This window comes from Mycobacterium sp. NPDC049093 (assembly GCF_040704635.1).
Taxonomy (GTDB): Bacteria; Actinomycetota; Actinomycetes; order Mycobacteriales; family Mycobacteriaceae; genus Mycobacterium.
Genome location: NZ_JBEZJS010000002.1, coordinates 749177 through 764202 on the forward strand (window position 1 = coordinate 749177; position 15026 = coordinate 764202).

At 68.9% G+C, this 15026-nt stretch carries 12 protein-coding genes; 6 read left to right on the top strand and 6 right to left on the bottom strand.

The window, feature by feature from the left end; genetic code table 11:
• Entirely contained in the window at positions 1 to 1437 is a 1437-nt protein-coding gene (locus tag AB0876_RS09170; protein ID WP_491839650.1) for a septum formation family protein, read from the bottom strand.
• 155 nt (positions 1438 to 1592) lie between these two features.
• On the opposite strand from AB0876_RS09170, the gene serS reads away from it, so the two are divergent.
• Both serS and AB0876_RS09180 read left to right on the top strand, forming a co-directional pair.
• On the top strand, positions 1593 to 2849 hold the full coding sequence (serS, locus tag AB0876_RS09175; RefSeq protein ID WP_491839651.1) for a serine--tRNA ligase: 1257 nt from the start codon (positions 1593 to 1595) through the stop codon (positions 2847 to 2849).
• A 33-nt stretch (positions 2850 to 2882) separates the two neighbouring features.
• The gene (locus AB0876_RS09180) at positions 2883 to 6206 is read left to right on the top strand and encodes an ATP-binding protein (RefSeq protein WP_491839652.1); all 3324 of its coding nucleotides are present in this window, start codon (positions 2883 to 2885) and stop codon (positions 6204 to 6206) included.
• A 16-nt stretch (positions 6207 to 6222) separates the two neighbouring features.
• Here AB0876_RS09180 and AB0876_RS09185 read toward each other — a convergent pair whose 3' ends face one another.
• Positions 6223 to 6930 (bottom strand): hemerythrin domain-containing protein, encoded by a 708-nt coding sequence (locus AB0876_RS09185; RefSeq protein ID WP_526041784.1) that lies wholly within the window; start codon positions 6928 to 6930, stop codon positions 6223 to 6225.
• A 120-nt stretch (positions 6931 to 7050) separates the two neighbouring features.
• On the opposite strand from AB0876_RS09185, the gene AB0876_RS09190 reads away from it, so the two are divergent.
• Positions 7051 to 7869, top strand: coding sequence for a DUF5718 family protein (locus tag AB0876_RS09190; protein WP_491839654.1), 819 nt, complete (start codon positions 7051 to 7053; stop codon positions 7867 to 7869).
• A 3-nt stretch (positions 7870 to 7872) separates the two neighbouring features.
• Here the strand turns inward: AB0876_RS09190 and AB0876_RS09195 are convergent, their stop codons facing one another.
• Positions 7873 to 8208, bottom strand: coding sequence for a hypothetical protein (locus tag AB0876_RS09195; RefSeq protein WP_448446133.1), 336 nt, complete (start codon positions 8206 to 8208; stop codon positions 7873 to 7875).
• The gene (locus AB0876_RS09200) at positions 8205 to 9761 is read right to left on the bottom strand and encodes a Rieske 2Fe-2S domain-containing protein (RefSeq protein ID WP_491839655.1); all 1557 of its coding nucleotides are present in this window, start codon (positions 9759 to 9761) and stop codon (positions 8205 to 8207) included. The genes AB0876_RS09195 and AB0876_RS09200 overlap by 4 nt, the downstream gene beginning before the upstream one ends.
• Before the next feature lie 90 nt (positions 9762 to 9851).
• Between AB0876_RS09200 and AB0876_RS09205 the strand changes: the two genes are divergently transcribed.
• Genes AB0876_RS09205 through AB0876_RS09215 form a run of 3 tightly spaced genes read left to right on the top strand, consistent with a single transcriptional unit; the run spans position 9852 to position 12281 of the window.
• Positions 9852 to 10661 (top strand): lysophospholipid acyltransferase family protein, encoded by an 810-nt coding sequence (locus AB0876_RS09205; protein ID WP_526041785.1) that lies wholly within the window; start codon positions 9852 to 9854, stop codon positions 10659 to 10661.
• 7 nt (positions 10662 to 10668) lie between these two features.
• Complete coding sequence (locus AB0876_RS09210) at positions 10669 to 11457, top strand: lysophospholipid acyltransferase family protein (RefSeq protein WP_491839657.1); 789 nt, start codon at positions 10669 to 10671, stop codon at positions 11455 to 11457.
• On the top strand, positions 11457 to 12281 hold the full coding sequence (locus tag AB0876_RS09215) for an HAD family hydrolase (RefSeq protein ID WP_491839658.1): 825 nt from the start codon (positions 11457 to 11459) through the stop codon (positions 12279 to 12281). The genes AB0876_RS09210 and AB0876_RS09215 overlap by 1 nt, the downstream gene beginning before the upstream one ends.
• 21 nt (positions 12282 to 12302) lie before the next feature.
• On the opposite strand, the gene AB0876_RS09220 is transcribed toward AB0876_RS09215, so the two are convergent.
• Positions 12303 to 13910, bottom strand: a complete 1608-nt coding sequence (locus tag AB0876_RS09220; protein ID WP_491839659.1) for an N-acetylmuramoyl-L-alanine amidase — start codon at positions 13908 to 13910, stop codon at positions 12303 to 12305.
• A 141-nt stretch (positions 13911 to 14051) separates the two neighbouring features.
• The gene (locus AB0876_RS09225) at positions 14052 to 15011 is read right to left on the bottom strand and encodes a hypothetical protein (RefSeq protein ID WP_526041786.1); all 960 of its coding nucleotides are present in this window, start codon (positions 15009 to 15011) and stop codon (positions 14052 to 14054) included.
• Between the last annotated feature and the right edge of the window lie 15 nt (positions 15012 to 15026).

Below are 15026 nucleotides of genomic sequence, written 5' to 3' on the forward strand. Positions count from 1 at the left end.
CTACGGCGCCGGCGGTACGGGGGCAGGCTCACCCGGAGGCGGGCCCGCGGGTGGTGCCGCACCATCGGGAGCCGGCGCGGGGCCCTGCTCGGGTGCCGGGGCCGGTGCCTGCTCGGGCGGCGGCGGGTTGAAGGTGTTGGCCTGCGTCGGAGCCGGCGCTGCGGTGGTCGAGGCCTGCGGCATGTGCTGGCCGCTCGACGAGGATCCCGACGAACCCGAGGACCCCGACGAGCTCGATGAGCCGGAACCGGACGAATTGGATCCCGACGAACCGGATCCCGACGACGAGGACGAACCTGACGACGAGGACGAACCCGACGACGAGGACGAGGACGAGGTCTCGTCCACATCCGGCATCGGGATGGGCGGCATGTTGAGCCGCTCCTCCGGGATGTCAGGCGGCGCCACCGGGGGCTGTCCGTTGATCATCAGCGGGCCCTTGGCGCTGTTGACCAGTGTCGACCAGCCGCCGTTGCCCAGCGTGGCGCCGATGCTGCACGACACCTGGTGGCTGCCCGCCGACCAGCTGGGCAGTGAGATCGTGCTGTAGCTCAGTGCCAGCGTGGTGGTGCGCAACTGGACCGGGGCGAGGTAGGTATCGGTCTGCGCGGTGCACGCGTCCTTGATGAAGTTGTCCTGATCGCCCTCGGCAGGCAATCCGCCCGGGAACTTCTCGGCGAGGTTGACCGCGCCGGTGACCTCCATGGCGTGCGGTGCCGCGCAATCGACCGGGACGTCGGTGGGCTGGTTGGTGGCGGCGTCGATTCCGAGGCACGTGCCGGCGGCCCAGACCTTCGACTGATCGACGTCGGATACCTTGCCCGCCGACTCCAACTGGCCGTCGCCGGGGCCGAGCAGTTGCAGCCCGCACAGCATGCGCCGCTCACCGGACTGCTTCCAGGCCTTCTCGCCCGACCACAGCAGCCCGATCGTGTACTTGCCGTTCGGGTCGTACTTCGGACCCAGGTAACTACGGACCGACGGGGTGCACTGCTCCTGGCTGATCTGCTTGATCCGGTCCACCGACGGCGGCGGCGCACCTGGCCCGTACTCGCTGCCGGGGAAGGTACGCATGTCGACGGCCTGGGCGACCTCGAAGCGATGGTTGTCCTTGCAGTCCACGATGTGGGCGGCGTCAGGGTTGCGGCCGGGCCAGTTCAGGCAGTCGCCGCGCTTGACGTGATTGAAGGTGTCGTTGCCGCGCGGCCCGAGGGCGATCGCGCCCGGTGCGGAGTTCGATCCCCCACCCATGGGCAACGCGGTGATCAGGCCGGCGATGAGCAGCGCGCCGAGCGCGGTCAACAGCAGCGCACGTCGCGTCGACGCGGCCGCAAGACTCTGCCACCACCGTTCCCTCGCGGGTTGTCCGTCCGGAAGAGGTTCGGCGAGCAGGGCCCCGTGCTCGGGGTACTCGGGGTGCTCGGGTGCTTCCAACATTGCCCTCCATTGTGACAGGCGTGTCAGCCCCTGTGACAAGTGATGCGGTTGTAATGTTGCGAGGTTGTGCCCGGAGGCCGTCACACTCGACCGGCGCCACCTGTTCGACCACCTCAGATGTACGTCTTCGCACTTCAAAAAGTAGGGTTGCGCCCGTGATCGACCTCAAGCTGCTGCGCGACAATCCCGACATCGTCCGTGCGTCGCAACGAGCCCGCGGGGAAGACCCGGCGCGCGTCGACGCCCTGCTGCAGGCCGATGCGGCGCGGCGGGCCGCGATCTCGACGGCCGACAATCTGCGGGCCGACCAGAAGGCCGCCAGCAAGCTGGTGGGCAAGGCGACATCCGAGGAACGTCCGGCCCTGCTGCAGCAGGCCAAGGACCTGGCCGAGCAGGTCAAGGCCGCCGAGGTGGCGCAGGCCGAGGCCGAGAGCGCCTTCACCGCTGCGCACATGGCGATCGGCAACGTGATCATCGACGGTGTGCCCGCCGGCGGCGAGGACGACTTCGCGCTGCTGGACACCGTCGGCGAGCCGCGGGCGATCGAGAACGCCAAGGACCACCTCGAGCTGGGCGAGGCGCTCGGGCTCATCGACATGGAACGCGGCGCCAAGGTGTCGGGTTCGCGGTTCTACTTCCTCACCGGTGCCGGTGCGCTGCTACAGCTGGGCCTGCTGCAGCTGGCCACCCAGGTGGCCGTGGCGAACGGGTTCACACTGATGATCCCGCCGGTGCTGGTGCGCCCGGAAGTCATGGCGGGCACCGGATTCCTCGGCGCCCACGCCGACGAGATCTACCGGCTCGAAGCCGACGACCTGTACCTGGTCGGCACCTCCGAGGTGCCGCTGGCGGGCTACCACTCGGGCGAGATCCTGGACCTGTCCGATGGTCCGAAGCGGTATGCCGGCTGGTCGTCGTGCTTCCGGCGCGAGGCCGGCAGCTACGGCAAGGACACCCGCGGCATCATTCGCGTGCATCAGTTCGACAAGGTCGAGGGCTTCATCTACTGCAAGCCCGAGGACGCCGAGTCCGAGCACCAGCAACTGCTGGGCTGGCAGCGCCAGATGCTGGCGGCGATCGAGGTGCCCTACCGGGTGATCGACGTCGCCGCAGGCGATCTCGGCTCCTCGGCGGCACGCAAGTACGACTGCGAGGCATGGGTGCCCACCCAGCAGACCTACCGGGAGCTCACCTCGACCTCGAACTGCACGACGTTCCAGGCGCGGCGATTGGCCACGCGCTACCGCGACGAGAACGGCAAGCCGCAGATCGCCGCCACGCTCAACGGCACGCTGGCCACCACGCGCTGGCTGGTGGCGATCCTGGAGAACCATCAGCAACCGGACGGCAGCGTGCGGGTACCCGAGGCGCTGGTGCCGTTCGTCGGCACCCCGGTGCTGGAACCCCGGTAACCGTCCACACCGCGGCCCAGTAGAACTGCGGACATGTCGGGGGACAGCGTGGTACGGGTGAGGGTGCTCGGGCCCGTACAGGCCTGGGTGGGCGGGCAGCCGGTGGATCTGGGGGCCCGGCTGCAACGGGCGCTGCTGGCGAGACTGGTTGTCGCACACGGACACACGGTGTCCGTCGACCGTCTCATCGATGACCTGTGGGAGGGCGAACCACCGCCCAAGGCATTGGCGGCTCTCCAGGTGTACGTGTCGCATCTGCGGCGGGCACTCGAGCCGGGGCGGCAGCGTCGCGCCCCGGCCCGCATCCTGGTCAGCGCCGCGCCCGGATACTGTCTGCGACTGCCGGCCGACGCCGTCGACTCCTGGCATTTCGAGGCGAAAGTCACTGCCGCATATGGGGAATCGGATCCGCAGCAACGCGTGTTCCTGCTCGACGAGGCCTTGGCCGACTGGTCGGGAGACCCGTTCGCGGGGGCGGGCGATGCGCTGTGGGCAGCGCCCGAGATCGCCCGGCTGACCGAGCTCCGGCTGGCCGCGGTGGAGGCCCGGGCCGCTGCCCAGGTCGAGCTGGGCCGGTACGGCACCGCGATCGCCGCGCTGGAACGGCATGTCGGTGAGCGTCCCGGCCGCGAGGGTGCCGCTGCCGTGCTGGCGACGGCGCTGTATCAGACCGGACGCCAGACCGACGCGCTGGAAGTGCTGCGGCGCACCCGCGACCACCTCGTCGACGAGCTCGGTCTGGAACCGGGCCGCGCGCTGCGCGACCTCGAGAGCGACATCCTGCGCCAGGCCGACCATTTGGAGCCCTCCCGCCCGGCCCAGCCGGCGATCCCGGAGGTCGTCGCGCCCGGCGGCCCAGAATTGACCGCTTACGGCCGGGCCGAGGAATTCGCCGAGATCGACACTGCCGCACGCGCTGTCGCCGCCGGCAGCAGCGCCGTGCTGTGGATCGGGGGAGAGGCGGGATCCGGTAAGACCACCCTGGCGGCCGCGGCGACAGCCCGGTTGCGGGCTGCGGGCTGGCGCACCGTGCTCGGCCGTTGCCCAGAGGTCCACGGCGCGCCGGCGGGGTGGGCGTGGACCGAGGTGCTACGCGAGCTGCTGGAGGCGGGAGCATCGGCGGACGACGGAAGGCAGGCGTTGGCACCGCTGCTGCACGACGTCGCCGCGGTCGAGCCGGGCACGTTCTGGCTGGGGCATGCGGTGGCCGACGTGTTGAGCGCGGTCGCAGGCAGTCAGCCGTTGGCGGTGGTCCTCGACGACCTGCACCGCACCGACGGCCTGACCTTGGAGCTCCTGCGGCTGGTGGCCGACCGGATCAGGGATCTTCCGGTGTTGGTCATCGGCACCTATCGCCCGTCGGAGGACCGCGGCGAACTCGAGGTGGCGCGGGCGGCGCTGACGGTGCACACCGCGGCACATCTGATGCTCGACGGTCTGGACGCGGCGGCCACGGCCGCGCTGGCAGCGGACTACGGACTAACCGCCGCCAGCGGGGAGGCGCTGCGACTGCTGCGTGAGCGCACCGGCGGCAACCCGTTGTTCGTCCGCGAACTGGCCCGGCTGATGGCCGCCGAGGGGTCGGACGCAGTCTGGGCCTCGGTGCCCGTCGGTGTTCGAGATGTGTTGCGCCGCAGATTGGCCCGGTTGCCGGGCCCGACCATAACGGCGTTGCGTCAAGCGGCCGTGCTGGGCCGCGACATCGACGTCGACCTGCTAGCGGAACTGGGACGCAACGATCCCGACGACCTGCTCGACGCGCTCGAACCGGCCGTCCTGCTCGGTCTGCTCGACGAGCCGGCGCCAGGCCGATTGAGGTTCGCCCACTCGCTGGTCCGCGACACGCTCTATGAGGACACCTCCAAACTGCGGCGGTCGCGGCTGCACGGTGCGGCGCTGGAGTTGTTGCGCGCGCCTGGTCGATCCGTCGACCCCGCCGCCCTGGCACACCACGCGGTGGCGTCGGCGACAGCGGAAACTGCTTTGGCCGCCACGGCTTTCGCGACAGCAGCAGCCCGCGAGGCGGATTCGGTCGGTGCTCACGTAGAAGCCGCCCGGCAGTGGCGTGCCGCGGTGCAGATGCTGGAGTTGGCGGCAAGTCGCCGGCTGCGGCCCAGCGCCGAGGGTCTCGAGCCCGAGATCGATGCCCGGTGCGGGCTCATCTCCGCACTGGCCCAGTCCGGTGACGCCGTCGCCGCGCGCATCGAGTTGAAGGCCGCGCTGCAGTTGCTGACCGGGAAGTCGCGCGACGACCTCATGGTGCGGGTACTGACCGCGTGGGACACCCCGCTGGTGTGGCGGGACCGCGAATACGACGAATCCGATGCGCAGATGATCGGCCTGCTGCGCCAGGTGCTGGCCGGTGGCCAGACGGAAGTCGCTGCGGCTGAACGGATCCGGTTGCTCAAGGCGCTCTATGTGGAGCTGGAGGGCACCGATCCGGAGGGCGCATTGGCCGCCAGCACGGAACTCCTCGAGCTGGCGCGACGCGCCTACGCCGAGGACCCAGGATCGTCGGGCCGCTTGTTGTGCACTGCCCTCAATGTCCGGGCGTACTGCGCGCTGGGCCCCGACATCGATGGCGAGCGGGAATCGACCGCTGCCGAACTGCTGCAGACCGCCGAGGCTACCGAACAGGCCGACTATCAAGCGGTGGCGCACTGGCTGCTGTCGCTGGCGGCTGGTCATCGGTCCGATCTGGTGACCGCGAAACGACACGTGGACATCGCGGTGGCCCGGGCCGGTACCGGGCAGCTCGTCCATCTCCTCGGCGTGCTGGGACTGTTCCGTGCCCGGATGTATCTGCTCGCAGCGCGATTGGACGAGGCGGTGGGCGCCTACACCGACCTGGCGGCGCGGATGGTCGAGAACGGCGCCGCCAACGGAGCCAAGCTGGCGATGGTCGGCCGGGTGACGGGTGAGTTCTGCCTCGGCGACCTCGGTGTGCTGGCCGACGAGTTGGTGTTCTTCTACCGGGAGGTGTCGGTTGCGGCGCTGGACGCCGCGGTGCTGGCGCTGATCGCGCGCGGGCGCGAGGCGGAGGCTCGCGAACTCTGGTGCGACCGGCAACCGATCGAGCGGGCGTACTTCTGGCTTCCGTTCACCGTGCTGCGCGTCAATGCGGCTGTGGCGCTCGGCGACGTCGAGGAGGCCGAGGCCCGGGCGGCCGAGCTCGAGCCCTACTCCGGTCGCATCGCCGGACTCGGTGTCGACGGTCTCATGGTGGGTCCCGTCGACGAGGCGCTGGCCGTCGCTGCCGACGCGCTGGGCCGGCCGGAGCACGCGGGCGGTTACCGGGAGGCCGCCGCGAAGCTGAGGGACCGGTTGGCGGCCGAGGCGCGGCGCTTCATCGACTGAGGCCGGCGGTGCCGGCTTATCGACTGCCGCCGGCGGTGCCGAAGACAGCCCGCTCCCGGCGCCGGTGCAGCACCAGCAGCCCGGCCAGCAGGACCCGCTGGCCGATCCCGGTGTGCTGTGTCAGCGCGGCACGCTCGTCGTCGGTCATCACCGCCACCGAGCGCGGACCGTCGAACGACATCCGGCTGCCGTCCCGGGCGGCTTTCTCCACTGCCGCCCAATCGGCCACCGAGACGTGCTCGGTGATCAGCGGGAACACCTCCATCTCCTCGTCGTTGATGTGTTCGGTCAGCAGGGCCGCCAGTTCGGCCAGCTCCATGGCCATGAGGCCGGCGATGTGGCGATCACCCATCGACAGCCGGAACGCCGCGGCGCGGGCGCGCAGCTGCTCCAACCGCGGGTCCAGCGCGGCGTGGTCGTCGATCAGCTCGCTCAGGTCCACGTGGTCGCCCACACTGGCCCAGATCGCCGGCCAGAGCACCGCATCCTCGGTGGTGTGGTGATGGTGGATGCAATCGCACAGCAGCTCGACATACCGGGAGATGGCCCGGGCCCGGCCGGGAGTGCAGATCACATCCCGGTCGCGCACCGCCGCGGCCAGGTCTGCCAGGCGGAGCAGGTCGGCCAGCATCGCGCGGTGTGCCAACGCGATACCCAGTAGGTCCGGCGCGGGGTCGCCCGCGCGACGAGGTGAGACGGTGGCGGTTGTGGTGGTTGTCGGCACGGGACACTCCTCGGATTCGGCCGATCCGGCGTGGATCGGCACTCGCGGAGCACAGCCTGGTCCCGGCGACTTAAGAGCGACTTGTTACCGGCTTGTCGCGGCCACAGTAGGGTTGCAGCCATGATCGACATCGACCTTGCCGAATTGCGCAACTGGTTCGGCTTCGGCGTGGCGGGTAACTTCGCGGGGCACCTCGAACAGGCGGGGGAGGCCGGGGATTTCGTCAAGGTTGTTACCGAAGGGTATGCGCCCAAAGGTATCTTCCCGTGGTACGCGCCCGGCCGGGACGACTTTCTGGGCGAGTTCCCGCTGTCCAGCGACGCCATCGTGCTGCCCGAGGCCGGTGAGGTTGACGGTCCGCTCAACCTTCAGATCGAGCCCGAGGTCGGGGTGGCCTGCCGGGTGGTGTGGAACGGCGACACCGTCGTGCGGCTGGAGCCGTTCGCGCTCGGTGCCTTCAACGACTGCTCGATCCGCAGGCCGGGCGCACCCAAGATCAGCTACAAGAAGAACTGGGGTCCGGCCTCCAAAGGCGTTGCGCCGCAATTCTTCGAGATCAGTGATCTCACCCCGGACGGTCCGACGGCCACCATGCGGCTGGTCTGCTACCTGAGCGAGGACGGCGGCCAGCAGCACGCCTACGGCGTGGATTCACCTCTGGTGGGCTACTCGTACTACGGCGAGGTGCTGCTGGACTGGATCGTCGAACGCCTGGCCAACCAGAAGGGCTCGGCCGACACGCCGTTGGAGGATGTCGGTGCGTTGATGGTGGCGAGCGGCCATCCCGAGAACGTGCTGATCGGCATCGGAGCCACCCGCTACACCCCGTTGGGCGAGTCCACCTTCCTCAAGCCGGGCGACGAGGCCATCGTGCGGGTGTACGACAGTGCCTCGAGCGCGGCATCCGAACTGCGGCAGGTGGTCCGCGCTGCGGACTGACGGTCAGCGCCCCAGTAGTTCGTCGAGTACCGCGATGAACTCGGCGGGCCGCTGCGGGGTGAACGCCGGGTCGGGGCGAGTCCCTTTGACCTTCAAGGTGATCAACGTCGACTTGAGGGGCCGCCACACGTCCAGCGGCAGCCAGCGGCGCAGGTCTGAACTGCCCCAGATGCGGAACCGGTTGAGGACCAGACCGAGTGATTCGGCCCGGTACCCGCTGATGGACCGCAGCGGGATCACCTTCGAGGTTCCCGACGGGAAGTGATAGCGCCGCAACGTGATCGCCTCACGGTCCAACTGGATCAGACCGTCGTCGTAGTACTGGCGTGGGGCGGTCATGACTTGCTGCAGCGCAACTCGTGGCCCTTGGTGGTCAGGCATTTGCCGTTGTCCAGGTTCCACTGCCAGCCGTGCAGGTTGCAGGTGAGGGTGTTGCCTTCCACCACACCGAATTTCGACAGGTCGGCCTTCAGGTGCGGGCAGCGACGCTGGATCTCCCACCCGTCGAGGGTGATCGACGAGGAGTCGTCGTGGGCTTCGGCGAACCAGCCGTCGGCGTAGGCGATGCGCTCAGCGGTGAGGCATTTGAAGAAGGTGTACAGGTACTCGTTGTAACCGCCCACGCGCCAGGCTTTGAACCGGGTGGACAGGAAGATGGTGTTGACCCAGTCCGGTTCGTCGTCGCGCAGCACGGTGCGCACCAGCTCGGGCGGGATCGCGAAGCCGTAGCGGAACTTCTCGTCGGCGATGGGTTCGCGGACAAGGCGTTTCGGGAAGTCCAGCACCACGGTCTCGCTGTGGTCGGGGCCGGACAGCCGCAACTCCACCGGGTAGCCGATGCCGTCGCAGATCTGGTCGGTCTGGCTCATGATCGGCTCGAACAGTGCCCGCAGCCCCGGCAGCAGAGGTTCGCCCGCCGCCGGTGCCCACGAGGCCTTCTCGGCAGCCAGGACCGGGGCCATGCGCTGGGCGAAATCCTCGATGTAGGCAGCCTTGCCGGTGGTGAAGATCACCTCCGGGTCCTCGACCGGGTGGGTCAACGAATTGAGCTGTGAGCCGGTGAAATCGGCGGCACTCCCCGGGATCATCAGCAGCCCGCCGTCATGCCCGTGGCGCCGCATCTGGTCCAGGAACACCACCTGGTCGGGGAAGATGTTGGCCGGATCGCCGTGGTCGTCGTTCAGATCGCGCAACTCGGGGTCCAGGAAGCACGGCGGACCGGCCGAGGGGATCACCCAGGTCGCGCCGACCTGTGCGATGTACTGGCGGCACCGGTCCATCTGGCGCTGCCGCTTCTGGATGCCGAAGGCCTCCTTGGCGCGGGCAGGCATGTCGTAGACCATCGGATACCAGATAGCCCCCGAGTACTGCAGCATGTGGACGTCGATCTGGCCGAAGTCCGAGTGCAGCATGTCGAGATCTACGGGGCGCGCGTCGTTCATGTTGAAGACGACGGTCTCACCGTCGTCGACCACCAGGCCCGAATCACCGATCGGGCCGTCGGCCGGGGCGCGCAGCGCGATGATCATCACATCGAGGTCGCCCTTGGGGCCGCTGACGGTGTGTTTGACCGAATCGGTGGTCTCGAAGAACCGGTGGAAGCCCAGTGCCTGCAGCTCGCGCTGCAGATCGGGCACCGGGAAGTCGGGTAACAGCACCACGGCGTCCTTGTTGACGTGGCGGCGCAGGTTCTCCGGGTCGAAGTGGTCCTTGTGCAGGTGCGACACGTAGAGGTAGTCGACATTTCCGAGGGTGTCCCAATCCAACTGCGTGTTGTCGGGGAACGGGAACCAGGAGGCGAAGTAGGCGGGGTTGACCCAGGGGTCGCACAGAATGCTGCCAGCCTTGGTCTCGATCAGGAAGCCGGCATGCCCGACGCTGGTGACCTGCACAAACGGCCTTTCGATGGAGTACTTCGATGCCCGCCCAGCCTAGCCCGAGTTGGGTGACGCGCCGATCCGGGCTGGGATTAGGCTGGCTACGTGGAACCGGTGTACGGGACTGTCATACAAGTTGCTCGGGCTGCCTGGCGTTTGCAGGGGCTGAAGTTCACGGTGACGGGGGTGGAGAACCTCCCGGTCACCGGCGGTGCGGTGGTGGCCATCAACCACACCAGCTACTTCGACTTCACCTTTGCCGGCTTGCCTGCCTACCTGCAGAAGCGGGGCCGCAAGGTGCGGTTCATGGCAAAGAAGGAAGTCTTCGACAACAAGATCACCGGACCGATCATGCGCAGCCTGCGCCACATCGAGGTGGATCGCGACAGCGGGGCCGCCTCGTTCGAATCCGCGGTCGACTACCTCAAGGCCGGTGAGCTGGTCGGGGTGTACCCCGAGGCGACGATCAGCCGCAGCTTCGAGATCAAGGACTTCAAGTCCGGCGCAGCGCGGATGGCGATCGAGGCCGGGGTGCCGATCGTGCCGCACATCGTGTGGGGCGCCCAGCGCATCTGGACCAAGGGCCACCCGAAGAATCTGTACCGGCCCAAGGTGCCCATCTCGATCGCCCTCGGCGAGCCGATCCAGCCCACCCTGCCCGCGCCGGAGCTGACCGCACTGCTGCATTCGCGCATGCAACATCTGCTCACCCAGGTGCAGGACGCCTACGGCCCGTATCCGCCCGGTGAATTCTGGGTACCGCACCGGCTCGGCGGTTCGGCCCCGACGCTGGCCGAGGCGAACCGGATGGATGCCGAGGAGGCTGCCGCCAAGGCGGCCAAGCGAGCCGAGGCCGGACCCGCGGGGCCCACCGAACCCACCGGACCTTCTGGACCCACCGGGCTCTCGGGGTAAGTCGCGTATGGAACCGGTCTTCCGAAGTTTGGAGATTGCCGCCGGGCTCGTGGTGCGGGCCACCGGCACCCGGATCACCTTCCGTGGGCTGGACAATCTGCCCACCACAGGTGGTGCCGTCGTCGCCATCAACCACACCAGCTACGTCGACTTCCTGCCCGCTGCACTGGCCGCGACCGAACGTGGCCGCCGGATGCGCTTCATGATCAAGGCGGAGATGGAGCAGGTGAAGCCCGTGGGCTACCTGATCAGACACACCGGGACGATCCCGGTGGACCGCAGGGCGGGAGCGGGTGCCTACAGCGCAGCGGTGGACGCGTTACGCCGCGGCGAGTTGGTCGGGGTGTACCCGGAGGCGACGATCAGCCGCAGCTTCGAACTCAAGGACTTCAAGACCGGTGCGGCGCGCATGGCCCTGGAGTCCGGTGTGCCGATCATTCCGCTGATCGTCTGGGGAGCCCAGCGCATCTGGACCAAGGACCACCCGAAGTCGGTGGGGCGCAAAAAGATTCCGGTTAGTGTGGCGGTCGGCGAGCCGATCTGGGCATCAGGTCCGGTCACCCAGATCGACGACACCCTGCGGGCCGCGATGTCGGCACTACTCGAGCAGGCCCATCAGGGCTACGCCGAACCTGCCGGGGCGTACTGGGTACCGAACCGGCTGGGTGGAAGCGCGCCGACACCGGCCGAAGCGAAGGCGCTCGACGAGGCAGAACTGGCCGAACGTGCGCGCAAGCGGGCGAGCGAAGCGCCGGGAAATAGTGGCCGGGCGAGCGAAGCGACGGGAAATAATTGATGAGCGACGAACGGGCGCCGGGGCTGATCGCCTCGGACGTGGACGGAACGCTGCTCGACGAGGACGAGAAGGTCACGCCGCGCACGCGGGCGGCGGTACAGGCTGCGGTCGAGGCAGGAACGACGTTCGTCCTGGCCACCGGACGCCCGCCACGCTGGATCGCACCGGTGGTCGACGGCCTGGGCCTCGCGCCGATGGCGGTGTGCGCCAACGGCGCCGTGATCTACGACCCCGCCACCGACCGCATCGTGTCGGCGCACACGCTCTCGACCGAGGTGCTCGGTGAGCTCGCCGAGATCGCCACGCGGGTGATCCCGGGCGCGGGGCTGGCTGTGGAACGCGTGGGTCGGTCTGCGCACGACGCCGCGACCCCGCAGTTCGTCAGCTCACCGGGATACGAACATGCCTGGCTCAATCCGGACAACACCGAGGTGTCGGTGGAGGATCTGCTCAGTGCCCCCGCGGTGAAGCTGCTCATCCGCAAGGCCGGCGCACGCAGTGCGGACATGGCCGCCGAACTGCTCAAACACGTTGGCTTGCAAGGTGATATCACCTACTCGACCAACAACGGGCTGATCGAGGTGGTGCCGCTGGGCATCAGCAAGGCCACCGGTGTGGCGGAGTTGGCCGCCCCGCTGGGACTCAGCGCGACCGACATCGTCACCTTCGGCGACATGCCCAACGACATACCGATGTTGAGCTGGGCCGGGCGTGGTGTGGCAATGGGCAATGCCCACCCCGAGGCGGTGGCCGCTGCTGACGAGGTCACCGTGACCAATGCCGAGAACGGTGTGGCCCACGTGCTCGAACGCTGGTGGTCCTGAGCCGCAACCGGTTTCGCCCGGTCAGGTGATCGGGGTGAAGCGCTCCAGCTGCACCGGCTGATCGTCGGGTGACGGCGGGGGCAACTCGGTCGGCACGCCGTCGACGACACGGGTGACCGTGCCCTTCTCGCGGTCGAAGTTCAGCGTGCCGTGCTGGAAGTTCTGCACGATCCACTGGGGTTCGGGGATCTCGGAACTGGTAGGCAGGCCCAGAACTCCCCGTTCGAAGCCAAGGGTTCCCCACGCCTCGTAGATGGCGCCGGAGACCGGTTCGGCACCGCTGTCGGGCGACCAGTACACGGCACCGCGTTCGAAGGTGGCGTAGCGGGTGGTGCCTTCGCCCGCGGTCTCGGGGGAGGTCGGATTGCCCAGCATTCCGGCCGGACCGCCTGCGGCCTGCCACCGGTTGTAGATCGCGCCGCCGCGCATCTGGTCGGCGAGATCCGCGGGGCCGGGTGGCTGGTTGAACCGGGCGGCGATGTCGCGGATGTGGTCCATCTGGGCGTACGCCGCGTTGCCCGGGCAGTCGGTGATGCCGACGTCGCGGTGGGTGAAGATCGTCGGCAAAGTGGGGGTGGCTCCGCGCGGGAAGTGGGTGAAGGATCCGCCGGCGGAGGTGAGCACGACGGTGCCGTGCGGGTCGATGTGATCGAGGCCGAGCCGCCAGCCCAGCAGACGGCCGGTGTTGCGCACCTGGATCTCGGTCGGTGGCACGACGTCGAAGTCGCCCATCATCGCCACGCCCCAGGTGTCGATGTTGAAACCGCCGGTGTGGGATCCCTCGACGGGCTTGTCCATGCCGCCCGCGCGGCCCTCGAACACCTGGCCGTATTTGTCGACCATGGCGTTGTAGGCGATGTCGCACCAGCCCAGCTCGCGGGTGTGGTACTCGTAGATCGACCGGATGATGCCGGCCGAATCCTCGGGGGCGTAATCGTTGCTACCTGCCGTGTGATGGACGATGCCGGCTCGGATGCCCTTGTCGTACACGGTGTTTCCGCATCGCATCGACTCGTTGGCGCCCCACTGTGCGCGGCTGATGATCGCCGGCGGTTGGCCGGGGTTGATGGCGGCGGTAGGCAGTGGGCCGACGTCGACGGGGGCCTGGGGTGGGCTGATCAGTACCGCCGTGACGTTCTGGCCGATGGGTGCTTCGACGTTGGCAGGTACGTAGCCGAGCGCCGGCCCGGCCTTCCCCTTCTTGCCGGGAGGCGGCGGCGGGGCCTGCGGCGCGCGGGTGACGGCGATCTGCACGGTGGTGGTGCGGCCGACGAACACCGGTTCGGTGCCACGTGGGCCCGCAGTGTCGGCGCCGACCCCGTCGAGATTCTCGGCCTGGTACCAGGGTCCCCAGCTGCCGTCGTCCTTGCGGGCGCGAACCCGGGCCGAGGTGCCACGCAGGTCCGGCGAGGTGAGCGCGACCATCGAGAACGGGGTGTCCTGATGGATCTCGCGGATGCTCTCACCGACCGTGAGATTGTCGAGTGGTTGCTGTGTGAGCTGCGGTGCAGCGCTTGCCGCACTTTGCTGTTCGCTGGAATCCGATCCGGAGATGGCCCACGGCACGATCACGACCGTCGCCGCGAGTGCGGTGAAGAGAATCGACGGCGCGGAGCGGCGGGACTGCACGGACTGATGTTACGTATGAGTCTGGTGTTACGAATGATTCGACACGGTCCGCGCCGTATCTTTCGTTCCGCGGATTTCCGACACAACGGCACCGCAGAGCCGGAGGGCTTCTGCGGTGCCGTTCTTCTAACCGGGTCTGTACTACGCGGGCGGCGGCACGGGGGCCGGAGCGGGCGCGGGCACCGGCGGCTTCATCGCCGAGGTGATCGCCGGCATGACCATGCCCTTGAGTAGGTCGATGGCCTGGCCGGCACCGAGCTGGTTGGCAGCGCTCGACAGGTCACCGAACAGGCCGCCACCGCCGCCGCCGGTGGCGGGCATCGCGGACAGCGACGGATCGGCGCCCAGCAGCGGGTAGGTGCCCGCACTGGGATCCAGCCCGATCGGCGCCGAGATCGGCACCTCTCCCGGAGCCGGGAGCCCGCCCAGTCCGCCGCTCAGGGCGGGGTCCAGGCCGGTCGGCGAGGTCAGGCCCCCACCGCCCAGGCCGGCGGGGGTGGTGGTCAGCCCGCCCGGGGTGCCGACCGGGGTCAGCGCCGGGTTGGTGAGCGAGCCGGTCGTCGGCGGGGTCAGCGCCGGGTTGGTCAGCCCATCGGGTGAGCCCGCAAGCCCGGCCGGCGAGGTCAGGCTCGGCGTCGCGCCATTGGGGCTGGTCAGCGCGGCGTCAGGGGACGTCAGACCCGGCGAGGCGAGCCCCGGTGAGGTGAGTCCGGGTGACGTGAGCCCGGGCGAGGTGAGTCCCGGTGACGTGAGACCCGGGTCGGTCAGGCCCGGCGCGGTCAGCCCCGGCGACGTCAGCCCCGGCGAGGCCAGGCCGGGAGAGGTCAGGGTCGGCGAGCCGAGCGTCGGCGTCGGCGACGAGCCGGTCAGCAGGCTGTTCGGCATCGGCGGCAGGTTGATGCCGAACTGGGACAGGCCCTGCGAGAGTGCGGACATCAGTTCGCCCGGGAGGTCGGTGACCAGCGCGGCCTGGGTGAACTCGCGCTCCTGCGGCGCGGGGGACAGCTGCGACATGGCAACTAGGGCGACTGGACTTGCGACTGCCACTGCGGCGACTGCGCTCATGGCTGTCGAGAGCTTGCGTCGACGGCGGTTCGGCACGGAAGTCTCCTCAAT

Excerpts from the sequence above, each read along its gene's own strand:
- AB0876_RS09170 (WP_491839650.1), bottom strand. The coding sequence starts at position 1,437 with ATGTTGGAAGCACCCGAGCACCCCGAGTACCCCGAGCACGGGGCCCTG.
- AB0876_RS09180 (WP_491839652.1), top strand. The coding sequence starts at position 2,883 with ATGTCGGGGGACAGCGTGGTACGGGTGAGGGTGCTCGGGCCCGTACAG.
- AB0876_RS09190 (WP_491839654.1), top strand. The coding sequence starts at position 7,051 with ATGATCGACATCGACCTTGCCGAATTGCGCAACTGGTTCGGCTTCGGC.
- AB0876_RS09195 (WP_448446133.1), bottom strand. The coding sequence starts at position 8,208 with ATGACCGCCCCACGCCAGTACTACGACGACGGTCTGATCCAGTTGGAC.
- AB0876_RS09210 (WP_491839657.1), top strand. The coding sequence starts at position 10,669 with ATGGAACCGGTCTTCCGAAGTTTGGAGATTGCCGCCGGGCTCGTGGTG.
- AB0876_RS09215 (WP_491839658.1), top strand. The coding sequence starts at position 11,457 with ATGAGCGACGAACGGGCGCCGGGGCTGATCGCCTCGGACGTGGACGGA.